At 44.5% G+C, this 13878-nt stretch carries 20 protein-coding genes, 1 pseudogene and 1 riboswitch; of the genes and pseudogenes, 2 read left to right on the forward strand and 19 right to left on the reverse strand.

The window, feature by feature from the left end; genetic code table 11:
- Positions 1-417, forward strand: a pseudogene (locus Q7V32_RS13670) (hypothetical protein); the annotation flags it as partial.
- Between the two features lie 129 nt (positions 418-546).
- On the opposite strand, the gene Q7V32_RS13675 reads toward Q7V32_RS13670, so the two are convergent.
- The 19 genes from Q7V32_RS13675 to ssb form a co-directional block, all read right to left on the reverse strand.
- Complete coding sequence (locus Q7V32_RS13675; RefSeq protein ID WP_304897542.1) at positions 547-1026, reverse strand: hypothetical protein; 480 nt, start codon at positions 1024-1026, stop codon at positions 547-549.
- Between the two features lie 610 nt (positions 1027-1636).
- Positions 1637-2056 (reverse strand): hypothetical protein, encoded by a 420-nt coding sequence (locus Q7V32_RS13680; protein WP_304897543.1) that lies wholly within the window; start codon positions 2054-2056, stop codon positions 1637-1639.
- 85 nt (positions 2057-2141) lie between these two features.
- Positions 2142-2226, reverse strand: a riboswitch (cyclic di-GMP riboswitch).
- An 80-nt stretch (positions 2227-2306) separates the two neighbouring features.
- Complete coding sequence (locus Q7V32_RS13685; RefSeq protein ID WP_304897544.1) at positions 2307-3089, reverse strand: hypothetical protein; 783 nt, start codon at positions 3087-3089, stop codon at positions 2307-2309.
- A gap of 53 nt (positions 3090-3142) precedes the next feature.
- Entirely contained in the window at positions 3143-3706 is a 564-nt protein-coding gene (locus Q7V32_RS13690) for a metal-dependent hydrolase (RefSeq protein WP_304897545.1), read from the reverse strand.
- Between the two features lie 6 nt (positions 3707-3712).
- A complete protein-coding gene (locus tag Q7V32_RS13695) occupies positions 3713-4138 on the reverse strand; it encodes a hypothetical protein (protein WP_304897546.1) in 426 nt (141 codons plus the stop codon).
- Between the two features lie 185 nt (positions 4139-4323).
- Positions 4324-4602 carry a hypothetical protein gene (locus Q7V32_RS13700; RefSeq protein ID WP_304897547.1) on the reverse strand — a complete coding sequence of 93 codons (279 nt, stop codon included), beginning with the start codon at positions 4600-4602 and terminating at the stop codon, positions 4324-4326.
- Between the two features lie 9 nt (positions 4603-4611).
- Positions 4612-5682 carry a primase-helicase zinc-binding domain-containing protein gene (locus Q7V32_RS13705; protein ID WP_304897548.1) on the reverse strand — a complete coding sequence of 357 codons (1071 nt, stop codon included), beginning with the start codon at positions 5680-5682 and terminating at the stop codon, positions 4612-4614.
- Entirely contained in the window at positions 5679-5906 is a 228-nt protein-coding gene (locus tag Q7V32_RS13710; RefSeq protein ID WP_304897549.1) for a hypothetical protein, read from the reverse strand. Before Q7V32_RS13710 ends, Q7V32_RS13705 begins: the two co-directional genes overlap by 4 nt.
- Before the next feature lie 183 nt (positions 5907-6089).
- Positions 6090-6380: a hypothetical protein gene (locus tag Q7V32_RS13715; RefSeq protein WP_304897550.1), complete on the reverse strand. Its 291-nt coding sequence runs from the start codon at positions 6378-6380 to the stop codon at positions 6090-6092.
- Positions 6381-6760: 380 nt separating this feature from the next.
- On the reverse strand, positions 6761-7399 hold the full coding sequence (locus tag Q7V32_RS13720) for a hypothetical protein (protein ID WP_304897551.1): 639 nt from the start codon (positions 7397-7399) through the stop codon (positions 6761-6763).
- 99 nt (positions 7400-7498) lie between these two features.
- A complete protein-coding gene (locus Q7V32_RS13725; RefSeq protein ID WP_304897552.1) occupies positions 7499-7732 on the reverse strand; it encodes a hypothetical protein in 234 nt (77 codons plus the stop codon).
- Between the two features lie 2 nt (positions 7733-7734).
- On the reverse strand, positions 7735-7998 hold the full coding sequence (locus Q7V32_RS13730) for a hypothetical protein (protein ID WP_304897553.1): 264 nt from the start codon (positions 7996-7998) through the stop codon (positions 7735-7737).
- 91 nt (positions 7999-8089) lie between these two features.
- Complete coding sequence (locus Q7V32_RS13735) at positions 8090-8551, reverse strand: hypothetical protein (protein ID WP_304897554.1); 462 nt, start codon at positions 8549-8551, stop codon at positions 8090-8092.
- Positions 8552-8653: 102 nt separating this feature from the next.
- Complete coding sequence (locus Q7V32_RS13740) at positions 8654-9151, reverse strand: hypothetical protein (protein ID WP_304897555.1); 498 nt, start codon at positions 9149-9151, stop codon at positions 8654-8656.
- 81 nt (positions 9152-9232) lie between these two features.
- A complete protein-coding gene (locus Q7V32_RS13745; RefSeq protein WP_159653821.1) occupies positions 9233-9586 on the reverse strand; it encodes a hypothetical protein in 354 nt (117 codons plus the stop codon).
- Positions 9587-9676: 90 nt separating this feature from the next.
- A complete protein-coding gene (locus Q7V32_RS13750; RefSeq protein ID WP_304897556.1) occupies positions 9677-10741 on the reverse strand; it encodes a YqaJ viral recombinase family protein in 1065 nt (354 codons plus the stop codon).
- 2 nt (positions 10742-10743) lie between these two features.
- Positions 10744-10917: a hypothetical protein gene (locus Q7V32_RS13755; RefSeq protein ID WP_304897557.1), complete on the reverse strand. Its 174-nt coding sequence runs from the start codon at positions 10915-10917 to the stop codon at positions 10744-10746.
- Between the two features lie 87 nt (positions 10918-11004).
- Positions 11005-11943, reverse strand: a complete 939-nt coding sequence (bet, locus tag Q7V32_RS13760) for a phage recombination protein Bet (RefSeq protein ID WP_370690742.1) — start codon at positions 11941-11943, stop codon at positions 11005-11007.
- A 149-nt stretch (positions 11944-12092) separates the two neighbouring features.
- Positions 12093-12515, reverse strand: coding sequence for a single-stranded DNA-binding protein (gene ssb / locus Q7V32_RS13765; RefSeq protein WP_304897558.1), 423 nt, complete (start codon positions 12513-12515; stop codon positions 12093-12095).
- A gap of 967 nt (positions 12516-13482) precedes the next feature.
- On the opposite strand from ssb, the gene Q7V32_RS13770 reads away from it, so the two are divergent.
- Positions 13483-13785 (forward strand): hypothetical protein, encoded by a 303-nt coding sequence (locus Q7V32_RS13770; protein ID WP_304897559.1) that lies wholly within the window; start codon positions 13483-13485, stop codon positions 13783-13785.
- Positions 13786-13878 lie beyond the last annotated feature (93 nt).

Genomic DNA, 13878 nt, shown 5'->3' on the forward strand with positions numbered 1-13878 from the left:
CTTAAATCCCGTCATCCATGCCTGGAGGTGAGTGCGATCGATACCGGTATTGATACGCCTCATGAACGCAACGCATGGATGGCTAAAAACGTAGCGGCCATGCCCAAAGATCGGCCCGTGGTCGTTTTGGTCGGCTCACACTATACGTTAAAAGAAATTAACTGGCTCACCAGCAAAGGCGTACCATCAGCCGCAGAAATATTACATAAACAGGGATTTCTCGTGAAATCGTTTCCTCAAATCTGGATACCGAAAAAATGCAATAGCGAGTATGACAGGGCATACCGTTTTGTCAGCATTGATAAACCGGAAGCTTTGACTTTACTTGTCGATGACCTTTTTGCAACGCTCAACGCCAAAGAGCCGGAACAAGTCGAAGGGGTTGTTGACGGGTTAATTTTGTGGGCGTGCGACTAAAAGCCACATTCCATAGATACTGATTAGGGGTTGTACGCCCAAACCCCGAATACTTTTGCGTAGCAAAACCACAAAAGCGCGACTTAAAAACTGTCCAAGGAGCGAAGCGACTGGTGCTTGAGCGACTTGTTAAATTTGATTTTTACGCCAGTACTCAGGGTTTGATAAAACTAATTTTTCAATTTCTGAATTTTGAAGAGCAGCCACCTGAGGTACATGCTCAAATTTATGCTTGGCGTACAAACCTTCCATTGAAAAGTGTTCTTCTTCAGCTGGTAAAAAAACACCGTCAAGATAAACGTATGTTTTTCCAAGTTCAATCTGACTTTGCATGGCTTTCATGAATTCAACCCATTCTGATATTTCTTCAGGTGTGGGTTGCTTTTTATTGAAACCATAGAGATCTTCTTCTGCAATTTCTTCCCATGTTTTGTCAATTTCAGCTGCTACAGCAAAAGAGAATGCTTTTCTACATTTTGTGCAGGAAAATAACCAGCCACAACCACACCAGGGACAATCTAATTGCCCAGGATCACCAACCAGACCTTCTTTGCATGAACAAAATGAAATGAATTCATCATTTTTTTTCACCAAATATAAAATGCTCATTAGTTCTCCGTGCAATTTAACAAGTTACTAAGCTGTTAAAAGTATATCTACGACGAAACTTGGGTTGCAACAATAAATCTGTGAACTGCAAGGATTTTTCCCTTCCGTATATCATCCAAACTGAGCCAATAGATGTAATTGGAGGTTGTCATGTTGACCCTTACCGTATCCTTAAGCCAGGCGTTCGAGTCGCAGCTTAGTTTACGCAACATTCCGGACCAGCAACGCCGTGATTTTCATACGTGGCTTAGGTTTTAACTGGATTTTTGACCCAAGCCAAATCATTGGCGGCAATGACCCAGTTTGCAGTCAGTGATCAAATATATTTTTTTGGCCGGTTTTGGCCGTTATGACACAGTGATAATTTCAATTTGCTCGCCGGATACCGGACATTCGACTGGATTATAGAATGTATTAATCGTTGTAATTGAATAGTCATCCCGACTGACAAGTGATGGCCCGGTAACGTGCATTGACAGACCAACCAACTATTGCACATAACAAGCTACCGAGTTCATCAACGATCCAACCCTGTTTTGCACAAAACGGCGCGATTAAAAAACATGAATCGTTCTGATTTCCAACCCCAGAATGCAAATAGCCCAAATTTCTAGCCGCGAGCCTTTTGTGCGGAACGAACCATATCTGCGGCCATCGCATCGCCAATATGTCTTAGACCTTGAACCAAAGAACCAATCATTTTTTCTTCGGCAGCTTTGGTTTCTGAGTCCTCCATGAGGATTGCTTTAGAACCGTGCTTCATGACAGATTGAAGTTTTTTTCCCAAAACACCAGGAATTTGCATCGCAAAGTCATCGAAGTGCTCTGAGGCTTGTTCGACATTGGCTTCAATGTCGCTAACATTACGTGCAAAAGTGTCAGGGGCTTTATGATCTGGAGCAAAATCGAACTTAGTTGTCGCTGGTTTTGATGAAAAACCAGTGTTTTCTGGAGGGGTAACTGGATCGATATTGGCAGCCCCGTAAATCAATGCGCCTGAAGCAATTATTGCTTTTGCTAAAGTGAACATTTCCTGTCTCCTATTTTGAGACAGGGACTTTGAGGTTATCCATAGATCCTGGAGGACTAGCATATTACTATGGTAGTCACGCGACTCTGGTAATCCCGCTGCCCCTGACATAATGCCATGGATCGGTGACTTTGCGTCTCAGCCTCACGACTGGTTTGCCTTTATCTGTCACGAAATATCTAACTACGGTGATAGTCTAGCGTGCTAACCTTAGAAAACAGCGAGATAGATCGTATTTCTATAATTTTAGTCAGATTTTGTTATATAAGGAGGGATTGAATGTGACTAGTTCATCAGGATCCTTATTGAATACTGTCACAAGGAGTTTGTGATTAGTGCGATTACAAAAAACATAATGCAGTGGATTGTCTGGATGCTTCCATACTTCCGGGGCTGAGCCATATTTTTTCAATTTGTGGACAAAAACCTTTGATGGCAATTCAATCTGCTCGATTTTCCCAGACTTAAATCGACGATTGATGTTTTTCCAGGTTGTGTTCATGTCGATCGTACCGCAATGCACACCATATTTTTCCATGGCATGTCGGGTTATGGCTATAACGCCCAAGGAATCTGTATCAATCTTTTCGATGCCTTTGAGTTCTTGGCTATTGACAACCGGGACCTCAGTAATTTCTTCCTGGATTGGGAACCAAAATTTATCTTTTGACACCTCTATCTGGGCTTCAGCGTAGCGAGTATAGATTGGGTAGCCGTATTCATAAAGATCTCGATTGTTGAGGGAGCTCTTTCTGTTGGCCGCATTTTTGGCCATTTTTTTGATTGCGCCTTTTGAAAAGACAAGCTTTAAGTTTAGGCCCGTTCGATTGACATTAAAAATGTTCGCCTCGCTAAGTAGATAACGAATGGCTACAGCTTCAGCGGCAGCCTGGCAATCATGGCAACTCAATGGAAAGGAGACATCGATCGCTTTGCGACGATTCTTGCCGGTCATCCAATAAACACGAACAAGTAGATGATCGGGATGTTCAGTCTTCGAAGCAGCATAGACGGTTAAAGTATCCAAAGCCATTATTTATTCCTACAGATGAATTTATGACGATATGACGAATTGCTTAATCTATTTCACGCGAAAAAACGGGAAAGCAAGCTTGCTAACAACTGAGAGGATATTAAAAAAACCAAAATATACAACCATTCACCAAAGGATCCGGTTTTGTAAAGATTAAGCGTTGTTCGCTTCCCAAAAGGCGTGAGCAAAGGAATCCCGGTGGGTGTCATGATATCCATGATCAAATGAAGCCATGACGCGATGCAAAATCCGATTGCGACACATGCAATAGACTGGAAAAGGATGTCATCCATTGCAAAAAATGAAGCGTAAGAAATTACCGTAGCCAATATCCAAAAGCCAGGCCAATGCGTCAATGTGCGATGTGGGATTAATGATCGTCTGACCTTGGTTAATCGATTAAAAACAGGAAATTCAAGACGATCCGGACCTCTGGCGCCGAGAACCATGCCGAGACTGATTAAAGTCAACCCTGAGGAAGAAGACATATCCAGTGATGAATTGACAACAAAGAAGGCAGGAAGACCTGCAATTCCATGAGTCCAGGATAAACCATTGACACGCATGAATGCCGTTGCCATTGATGCAGCAGTGATCAAGTGTCCAACAGGGGTCATTGTCTATTACTGTTTAGGATTAGGCTTTTTAGGTATTGGCTTAACGTCTTGATGAATAGGGTTATTCGCTAAATCCTCTGAGAGTGAGTTGCCCAATGCTTGTAGCCCTTTGATCAAAGAGTCAATCATCTGCTCTTCAGCAGGCTTTGTTTGAGGGTCTTCGAGTAAAAACACTTTGAAACCGTGCTTTAAAAAAGACTGGAGTTTCGAATTCAACACTTGTGGCATCAGCAGAGCGAACGAATCGAAGTGTTCGGCCGCTTCTTCAATTTGAGTCTGAGCATTGTTAGTAAGGTTTTCAGATGAGTTGCTTTGATTGAGCGATTGTGGGCCTGATTGCTGTGTTTGAGCTGAACTGCTTGGCACTGAAAAGAACAAAAAAAAGATAAAAAAGAAATAGTTGTGCCTGGAAATATTAACTATCTGATTCATGGATTTCATGAGCAAAAACTAAATTAGTGGATAAATTTATAACCATTAAAATGAAAAAAGGAGGCTTCCACCGCATCGAAAGACAAGCTTTTTGATGTGCCTTTTGTTTTGATTTCAAGAATTTTGAGTAAAAAAAACCGAACACTGAAAGCATCAGGTTCGGTTTTGGGTTGAGGAAAGCAAATTCACAGACTTACCTGCTTGGCTTTTCCATAATTATCGATGGCATAGCGAAGAACCTGGCGGTAAGGACCGACAATATCAAGTTCCTGATTGGGACGACGGTTAGCCCTGTGCGCAAGGCCAAGTCTTTCCCTGACTTCAGGGCTTGACCGGAATCGCTCTCTTAGCCAAAGAAGATAGGCATTATCGTCGCCTGTCCAATCCAATGAAGGGGAAAAGGGCGACGATAGATTGCCAGGAGTCGTATCCAGCTGATAAGCATTAAAGACATACCGACTCATGAATACCTCCTATAGTGAAGAACAAGACCGAAGCGCAAAAGCATTCGGACCGACCTCATTAAAGACATCCAGCCAATCAATGCTTTTAACATCGGCAGGCAAAGGGCCTTTGGGTTCATGTATGACCACTTCAATACCTTGAGCTTCAGCACATTCGGCAAGTTTTTGAGCCGCAAAAGAACCCACAAACAAGCGATCTAGATCAGACCAAATAATCAGCTTTTCAACCCCCATAGGAATGAAAAACTGAGGCATGTTCGTGGAAGAGATCAAAGGCCATGTGACCATACCGGTTGCCTCGATAACAGCAAAAGCCGTTTCAATGCCCTCAGTCACACCAAGAACTCGACCAGGCCAACCTAAACGAACAGCGGAACCGGCAAAAAGCTTGTTAGACGGCACCGGCATGATTTTTTTAGGTGAATCGACCGGGGCTTTGCATCCCTCTTGCGTCAGGAAGGTTCGATGGATGGTAATCAACTCATTACCTTTTTCGACCAATGCCAGCATGGCGGGGAAATGGCCAATGACGTTTCCGTCTTCATCCTTGAACTGCATATTGGGATGAAATCGAATAGCTGGCCAATCTGGGATAGCGCTATCCAACCCTCGCGACTGTAAATAAAGTCTTACCGGTTCGGAGTCAGGATGACTGATAGGTTTAGATGCCCGCCAAATTTTCTGAAAAATCACTTCCAAGCTTTCATTGTCAACCGAGGCTTTTGAATACTCAAGAGGCTTACGTCTAACAACAGGCTTTTTGTGATTGGAATCAGTTAATAGTCCAAGCTCATTGGCAACAGCCGACAACGCTTCTGGAAAACTCCAATCCCTTAACCACATCAATAATGAAAACCCATCGGGTTTGAACCCGCAGGTATTACAAACGCCCCCACCGGAAAGATTGGCATCACGAAAAAGCCTGAAGCCATCTTTACCGCCATGAACAGGGCAGGCCATGTGCCGACCCGGTTTATCAATAGCGATTTGCAACTCTGGGGCAAGGGCATCCAAAACAGACAGCCAATCACCGCGAGCCGAATCTCTAACACGGTGCGATTTTAGGGTCGATGTATTCATCCCACCACCTCTTCGACGACCGTTACGGCTTTGAAGAAGAACCTGGCATTCAGAAAAGATTCTGTCCCGTTATCCCAGCGAATGATGGTGTAAAAATCTCTCCGGTTGCGACCGATTTCTTTAAACATAATAACTTCGCCTATAGAATCAGTAGTTACATCAGGAAGTGCATCTTCACAAAAGGGACGAACTTTAGTTCCAATTTTTATAGCGTGGTAAAACATGATTTTTCTCCTAGTAATGTCCCAACAACCGAGACTTACTTGATGCCCTCCGCTTGTCGGGGAACATCAACTAAGCCCCGGCCGCCAGGAAGGAAATCCATCCAAGAGAAAACATGCGCCCGAATGGGAGATTGAGTTCTCCCAGATGGGGTTAAATTAGTAATTACGCTTAGAAATGCTTCATTAAAGAGCGTTTTTCAATGCGAATTCATCGAGTAAAGCAACGTAGTCGCTATTCTTGATGTCGCAATGGTTAAAAGCCATTGGAGGCATATCTAGGACAAGCTTGCTCGCCCTTTTAATTTGGTATTCATCGGACGGTGACACAGGCGTTCCACATGACCAACATGGTTCTTGCTGGCTGAGCCATTGAAGTCGTCTCAAATGATGAAGCCGGTCATAACGGGCTTGCTTTAAAGACAAGTCGGAAGCAACTTGAGATTGAACGACTGGGTTACTAAGGGACAGATTCATAAATAATTCCTTATAAAAATGACCGGTGACCATCAATCCGAAACGGAGAATGATCCCCGGTCGGGTTAAAGAAAAAAAGTAGAAATCACGCCGAAGGCGCTTAACAGTTTCTTTATTTTGAGTGCTGAATGGGCACTTGCTTTTGAGCTCTCTTAGAGAACTACAAAAATTCCGTCTTTCCACAATGCACTCTGAAAGCACATTCTGGGAAGACGGTATGAGCATTATGCGCGATACCGTCTGGCTGTGAAATTCGAAAGACGCCTGAATAAGGTCGTCTTTCGGTGGAATGAAAATTTTGTCTAGTTAAGTTAGGGCGTTCTTGAGGAACAAGCCAAAACTGCAGACAAATTTAATAAAAAAATTGAAACCCCAAGCATTTAGGCAGCGCGTGAATTTGATGATGAAAAAAGTCCACGGGCTTCATGTTCAAAACAAGGGCCGTTGGTTTCTATAAAGCACCATGGCGACAAAGGTAAAAACCGAAATTTGAACAAGATGGCGGCATCCTTTAAGGACGTTAACGGGTACAACATCCAATAGCGTTCGTTGGCATCGTTCTCGTGCCAGGACGCATGCTGATTGAGTAGGTCAATCGCATAGGGGGCGTCTTTGACGAGCTTTTGATCGAGTTGAACGTGCAATGAAATCCCCCAATAGTTCGCTTCTTGAACGGATACCGGTGCAGACAAAGCACTTCGAACCCGACGGATATAGCGTTCAGGAGTTGTCTCGCGTTCTCTGTAGAAGCGAAGATTCCGGCCTTCGCAATACGCAGCTGAACGGCAGGCTTCTTCGATGATTTCAGTGGCATCGCCTTTGGCGCGAGTGGTCCAGTTTCTGGCATAAACTTCTCGTCCTGTGACCGGATGAAAAGTCGTGCAATTGCTGGGACCACAGAGTTCGAGCAAGATGAACTGATCTCGCCAAAAGGAATGCGGAAAATCAGCCAGTTGTTCCTGCACTGTTTCATGCGGGAATTTGATGACCAAATGTTTGTAAGAAAGGGTGTGAGACATGGATGACTCCTTGAATTGAAAATTATAATTCGCGGCGTCATTCCCGGGCGGAAATGATCCCGCGAGGGTTAACAGGACTATTCCTGGATAGGAATACGGTTATGCGAGCAGTTCGGCGATGCGTTTAGCTTTCATAATGGCAAGTTTGCGCGTTAACCGGGCGCGCTCTTCGATGGCAAAAGCCTGTGTTTGCGACATACCTTGACCGAGCAACTGAAGATTCAGTTGGCGGTACACGTGATCGGAATGGAGCCAATGAGGTCCTTCGTGATCGATGCAACGACAGTCTTTTTCGAGGGTGACGATCGAGCCGTCTTCGAGTCTGGCTTTCATGATCAAAATCCCCATGCAACCAGATTATCCAGTAGTTCTTTCGGAACCGAATGACTGGATCGAATAGGCCGATAGGTTTCGGCTTCAAAAATCATCGCAATGAAATAGCGCTTGCCATCATACAAAGCGCCCCAACTTCCGTCGGTTTCTTTGTGAATCACAATGTCGAGTTTGCCAGTACGAGTAGTAAAAATACTGGGTACTTTCCGAACGAGAAATGATCCGACCTCTTTTGAAACAATCGCTGTCTGCGTGTTAAGCGTCATGGTGCTCTCCTAAAATGAAGAGTGACGCCCAATTTCCGATAGAGGGAAATAGGGCGTCCCTCTATTGGGTTAAAGATAAAAATCAATCGCGTTAATAGAAGTAAATCAGCGGCGAACAATACGAGAGGCTGATAAATCGCTTAACTATCGATTGACGAAGACCGGATAAAGTCCGATAGACCGATGTTGCGGGCGTTTTACGATCGATACGCCAAACCTTTTCAAATGGATCTGAGTAATAACGCAATAGCTCGACAGGCCGTACTTGATGAGACAGTCCATCGAATCCTTTAAGGTTATGAAGGCCTAGTGGCGATTTTGCCCCCAAATAAAACCCTGTGCGATAGCCCCCGTTTAAAGACAGTGAAATATCAAGATGATGATCTTGAGCAAGATCAAGCAACTGGACAGTAGTCAAACAAGCGGTTTCTGGCTCATCCAGTAGCGATGGAAATGCTTTTTTGGCGTAGTCAATTGCGGCTTTTTGATCGCCGGCCAAAATCGACTGGCAGGCTTGATACGCATAGGCATTTTCAATGTTTTCGTTGTGCATGGATTTCTCCCTAAATGAACAGAGAGATGCAGGACCCTGAATCGGGAGCAAAACATCTCCCCAATGGGTTAATTAAAAAAAATGAGTACAACCAGTGACAGATCACGTTTTGGGTGAAACTGACCACCCAATGGCGAACAAAGCGTCACGAAGCGCTTCTTCCTGATTAACAGCGGTCACATCGAAAGGCTCGCAACCATTTTCGCTTTTAACTTGCCAGGTCGATTCTTCCGGTTGGGAAGGAACGACTTGGGGCAAAGCCTTGTTTGCAAATTCAAGCGCTGTCGGTGTTTCGCCAGCCAACAAAGCCTGTGCGCAATAAAACGCAAACTGATTGGCTTTGATCTGTGTGACCGAAGAATCGGGTTCTGGAAAAGCCTGAATTGCTTCAGCAGAAAATTGCAGTGTTTCGCCTTCAACTTCTTCGTAAGCATCGAAAAGAAGCGGCATCTCAGGCGTATAGTCCCAAATCACACCATCATCAAATGCTTTGGTGGCAATTTCGATGGCGGATTCGGTATTCAAAGCCGAAACACCAACAACCACGCGATGTTGATAGTCGATGGTGTAGGTGACGGCGAAATTTTTCATTTCGGACACGGTGTTTCTCCTAATTCAAGAAAAAAAGGGGAAACACCACAATGCCCATCGATAGGGGAAAGCGTGTTTCCCCGGTATGGGTTAATGTAAATGAATAGTACGACGAATTCGTTTCAAGCGATCAAGGATCGTATCTCGAAGTTCGTCGGCATCAAGGCCGGCCAGTTTGCAGCAATTCACAAAACTAAACGGATTGGGATCGTTGATAGCGATCATCCATTGATGAATTTCCGCAACGGTTTTCATCGAACATCGCGTATCGAACAGGTTCCTCAACGAATCCTCTAGAAGACATTCGCTGATGTCCATGATGTCTTGTTCCGACCACAAGGGAATTTCCTCAACGACAGGTTCCGGACCAAATAGCCAGTCCCAATCGTCAAATAAATCCAAATTGAAAGAGCGGTCTTTCCCTTTGAAGTAGGTTTTGCGCACATGACACCTCCAAAAAAGCAAGGGGAACGTGCGTGCCCACACGGGGACGAGGTTCCCCGGTGGGTAAATGAAAAAATGACTGATGGTCAGCTAAAACCAGTAATCATCTTGTTGAATGGAAGACATGATTTCTTCCATGGAATAAGGCACAGACGCATGGCCTTCATCTTTTCTCGTGAAGCGAGAACGCTCGGAAGGCGATTTCCTGAACTGCTCCAAAAAAGCGGGATCAAGATCAGGAGCCAATGATTTGAGAGCTGCTTTGTAATCAATGGCGCCTTGCTGCAGAAAACGACTAACACGCAAACCAGCACTTTCAGCATGCGCAAAATCTCCCATCAATTGCAGCAAGTTGCTTTCGATTTGAGATTGTTCTTCTTCAAGCGCGTTAATTTTAGACTTGTAATCGAAAATCATTGCCTCGGCATTGTGGTATGAGAAAGCCAATGCCTTCCAGTGATCGAGCTCTACACCAGATGGGATAAAAACATCTCTAGTGGGATCTCTCTCAGGAGGTGTATTGGTCTTCAAGCATTCCCAAAACTTTCTTGCTTCGAAAATGATCGTGTTGATGATCGCGTCATCACGAGGAATCGGAATATCCAAATACTCGCGCTCATTGAGATAAAGCGAAAGCCAAGCCCTGTCCGAATTCGCAACCACTATCTGTTGCTGAACTTGAAAGTAATAGCGCTTGTATAACTTGGATTCCTTTCGATTTTGTTGAGCATCACGAAAATCTTCTTCTGAAATGATGGAAGATGATGTTTCAGGATCGTCAACACAATGGGCGTCACGAAAGTTGGCTTCCGTTGGAGCTTTGATTTCAACAGGGATACCGTTGTCGTCAATACCATCAAATGAAGCACGGAGGAACGGGTGCTCATCGGATTCCGCACACAGGGGTAACAGCAGGGTGTTGTGGCGATCTTCAAAAGCTCGACGAGCGACTGGTTCCAATCGAATGCCGCGCCGAACATGCGGATTTCGATCTAGATTTTCAGGTAGGATGAGTCCTTTTTTTTCAGCCCAGAGACGATACCTTGTCTTGTAAGAACTGAGTCCTAAGACGATATCGGCCTCCGATGCTGAAATACCCGAATTTCTCCACGCATGCCAGTCTGGCGTTCGCTGCGTGAGACTGATCACTTTCATGATCAATCTCCCGTATGTCGATCTGACTTTTTGACCTTCCAAAGTTTTTCTCGAAAATACATGCCGTGACGACGGATCACGGTTGGTTGGTCGTACTTGTCGTAATTGCGTCTGACAAACACGTCAGGCGATATTTTTTTTACCGGTATTTTGTTAAGAAATAACTTTTTAATCATGATGACTCTCCAAAAGAAAGAGGCACCCTGTATTCCCAAAATGGGCATAAAGGATGCCCATTAGGGTTAAGTGTTAGAACGAAACAATCAGCTTAAAGCCTCGCGAGCTTTAGTAAAATGCTGACTGTTTGGCTTTTTTGGGTCAGTAGCTCCAGATGGAGGCATGGTTTTCTCATGAGGAGCCGAATCGCCTTGTTCCAGTGGCAATTGAGTTTCATTCTGAGCATCAAGCAATACGGCTTCAGCAACTGCTTTAGCCTTATTGAGTTCCTGCGTAATGAAATTCAAATCAATGCCAGCGAAATTTTCGCCGGCATAATCAATTGCCGCTTGCCATGAAGCGTTTTCAGACGCTCTTTTGATGAGCTTAGGAAGAATGCGCTTGGCATTGTCACTTGGATCTGAAGCAGGATTGATAATAACTTCTGCCTGGCCTTCGATAATACGATCAGCTTCATCCTGGTCATAAATACCGGTGAAACCAAAGGCAATACGAGAGCATTGAATCAAGGACTTGTGCCGAAGCAGACGCTTGGTATGAGATTGCCAAGGGCCGCTGATCGAATAGGGCTGATTATTTTTAGTACCTTGAAACGGAGGCCGGTAGACTTCATCTAAAAACTCCTTGATACGTACCGGATGGGTTCTGCCCTTCCGGTAAATAACGCACTCGATCGACGCAGGGCAGGGTTTAGCGTCTGGAACATCAGTGATCCAGGTGCTGTCATAGACGAATTCCAGACCATCCATATCGGGGTGCTGATTGATGATACGAGACCAGCCATCAACTGATACGACAGGGACAATGCCATTTTGCTTATCGGGATAAGCAAATATTTCCTTGGTGAACGGGTTCAGCCCATATTGATCAGAGACGATCAACAAAGCCGTCATCTGTTCATCAGTTACTACACCGTCTTTAACCTTGAAAGCCGTGGCTTTCAGCGTGTCGGTGAGGCTTTTTTCGTCCTTAAAGTTGAATTTATCGGCGAATTTCTTGAACAGGGATTGTTTATTACCAGTCATGGTGTAACTCCTAAAAGATTGAAAAGGAAGGAACATCACATATCCCAAAGGGACAAATGATGTCCCAAAGGGCAAAGGTTAATAGTTAGCGACGCTCAGAAAAGACGGAACAGCGCCTTGTTCAGGCTAATTTGCGTCTAAGGTGACCGTTAGAACGGGATATCATCAAAATCATCGTCAAAATCTGAACTGGATGACAGGGATGAATTAGCTGTAGGAGACGTTGATGATCCAGAAGAATTATCATTTTTGCCTCCTAGCATTTTCATTATGTCGGCATGAATTTCAGTCGTAAATTGATCAACGCCATCTTTCTGCCACTTGCGTGTCCGGATAGGACCTTCAAGCATAACTAAAGCGCCTTTATGAAGATAATCACGCGCAATTTCAGCAAGCTTTCCGAACAGAACGACACGATGCCATTCCGTACTTTCCTTACGCTCGCCTGAAGTTTTATCTTTCCAGGATTCCTTTGTCGCAACGGCTAAGTTGGCAACAGCTTTGCCTCCAGCAGTAAAGCGAACATCAGGATCACGGCCTAAACGTCCAATTAATTGCGATTTGTTGTACATGATGGTGCTCCTTAATAACAGTAAAGTAAAAATGGAGACCATTACCCTCAAAGGAAATAGTCTCCCAGAGGGTTAAAAAACGGCAATGCCGTTAAAATCATCACGCCGAAGGCGCTTAACAGGTTCATTATTTTGAGTGCTGAATGGGCACTTGCTTTTGAGCTCTCTTAGAGAACTGCAAAAATTCCGTCTTTCCACAATGCACTCTGAAAGCACATTCTGGGAAGACGGTATGAGCATTATGCGCGATACCGTCTGGCTGTGAAATTCGAAAGACACCTGTTTTAGCGTGCCTTTCGTTAGCATGTTAACTTAGCTCATGGGCAAAGACTTCTGCTTGCGAGCCTGCATCATTTTTAAGAGGGCAGATGTCGCTGCCGTGGAGCAATTTACCGTTTTCGGTCAGGACGGCATCTATCGTGAAGATACCGCTACTTAGCCCTTGGTCAGGGTCATTCCAAAAAACCTGATCACCAACATTAATTGGCTATTTGCAAAATGAGGTTGGAATGAAGGCTGACAATCTTGATCATTGAACTTGATCAAGCGGTTGGAATTTGACTGTCGGATAGCTCTTGGCTAGGTTGTGTAAGATTTGATCGTCGGCAGCCGACCCAGTCCTGCCGTTCAGCCTTGTGTATACTCAACGACGGCTTTTTGGGTACAACCGCCACTTGCAAACTATTTATGAACCGCAGCTCTACGGACAAATTTTAATCGGTGTTGAGTTTTTCCCACAAAAATCGACACGCTGGTGATTTTCGAAAATCATTTTTGAACAGTTTTTTGTGTAACTGCCTGAAAAAAATTGGACGCTCAATCGGATCATAATTTGACAAAATTTCGACGCCGGTTAATAGTGCAGCATGGCCAGGCTACAAGCAAAACCTGATCCCCATTTTCATTTACACTGAGTGCCAGACAGAATCAACACAGTTTTTCTGCTCACTTCAATTACCGTTCGCACATGGATATTCAAAACGAGTTAATGCTTCGAAAACGGGTTTCTGTCTGGAATCGACCACTGAAAATCGACCCCAAAAATTTTCTCTTTAAACTCGCCAAGGCGGCAACAAAAGGTTTTCAGGGTGAATTTGAAGATGCGGGCGAAAATTTGGCTGAAGCCTTAATCGATGTCGAACCGGAAGAAAAAGCTGCGCAACAGGCTTGGCTTTTGATTTACCGCTCACTATCGACTGCCTTGAAAGATTTACTGTCCGATAGCCCCCTGTGCCAATATGACCTGAGACACCTACCCCTCGGAAATTAGAGTATAAAGGTAGGTCAGAATCATGAGCAAATCGAAAGCAGAGACAATGGAATCACCACAATTAACTGCGCCGGAGGTCGCGTTGGAAGACGC

This window comes from Methylicorpusculum sp. (assembly GCF_030651835.1).
Lineage (GTDB): Bacteria > Pseudomonadota > Gammaproteobacteria > Methylococcales > Methylomonadaceae > Methylicorpusculum.

Bases quoted from the DNA above. Each gene is read 5' to 3' on its own strand.
- Q7V32_RS13675 (WP_304897542.1), bottom strand. From the start codon at position 1,026: ATGAGCATTTTATATTTGGTGAAAAAAAATGATGAATTCATTTCATTT.
- Q7V32_RS13680 (WP_304897543.1), bottom strand. From the start codon at position 2,056: ATGTTCACTTTAGCAAAAGCAATAATTGCTTCAGGCGCATTGATTTAC.
- Q7V32_RS13685 (WP_304897544.1), bottom strand. From the start codon at position 3,089: ATGGCTTTGGATACTTTAACCGTCTATGCTGCTTCGAAGACTGAACAT.
- Q7V32_RS13690 (WP_304897545.1), bottom strand. From the start codon at position 3,706: ATGACCCCTGTTGGACACTTGATCACTGCTGCATCAATGGCAACGGCA.
- Q7V32_RS13695 (WP_304897546.1), bottom strand. From the start codon at position 4,138: ATGAATCAGATAGTTAATATTTCCAGGCACAACTATTTCTTTTTTATC.
- Q7V32_RS13700 (WP_304897547.1), bottom strand. From the start codon at position 4,602: ATGAGTCGGTATGTCTTTAATGCTTATCAGCTGGATACGACTCCTGGC.
- Q7V32_RS13705 (WP_304897548.1), bottom strand. From the start codon at position 5,682: ATGAATACATCGACCCTAAAATCGCACCGTGTTAGAGATTCGGCTCGC.
- Q7V32_RS13710 (WP_304897549.1), bottom strand. From the start codon at position 5,906: ATGTTTTACCACGCTATAAAAATTGGAACTAAAGTTCGTCCCTTTTGT.
- Q7V32_RS13715 (WP_304897550.1), bottom strand. From the start codon at position 6,380: ATGAATCTGTCCCTTAGTAACCCAGTCGTTCAATCTCAAGTTGCTTCC.
- Q7V32_RS13720 (WP_304897551.1), bottom strand. From the start codon at position 7,399: ATGTCTCACACCCTTTCTTACAAACATTTGGTCATCAAATTCCCGCAT.
- Q7V32_RS13725 (WP_304897552.1), bottom strand. From the start codon at position 7,732: ATGAAAGCCAGACTCGAAGACGGCTCGATCGTCACCCTCGAAAAAGAC.
- Q7V32_RS13730 (WP_304897553.1), bottom strand. From the start codon at position 7,998: ATGACGCTTAACACGCAGACAGCGATTGTTTCAAAAGAGGTCGGATCA.
- Q7V32_RS13735 (WP_304897554.1), bottom strand. From the start codon at position 8,551: ATGCACAACGAAAACATTGAAAATGCCTATGCGTATCAAGCCTGCCAG.
- Q7V32_RS13750 (WP_304897556.1), bottom strand. From the start codon at position 10,741: ATGAAAGTGATCAGTCTCACGCAGCGAACGCCAGACTGGCATGCGTGG.
- Q7V32_RS13755 (WP_304897557.1), bottom strand. From the start codon at position 10,917: ATGATTAAAAAGTTATTTCTTAACAAAATACCGGTAAAAAAAATATCG.
- bet (WP_370690742.1), bottom strand. From the start codon at position 11,943: ATGACTGGTAATAAACAATCCCTGTTCAAGAAATTCGCCGATAAATTC.
- ssb (WP_304897558.1), bottom strand. From the start codon at position 12,515: ATGTACAACAAATCGCAATTAATTGGACGTTTAGGCCGTGATCCTGAT.
- Q7V32_RS13770 (WP_304897559.1), top strand. From the start codon at position 13,483: ATGGATATTCAAAACGAGTTAATGCTTCGAAAACGGGTTTCTGTCTGG.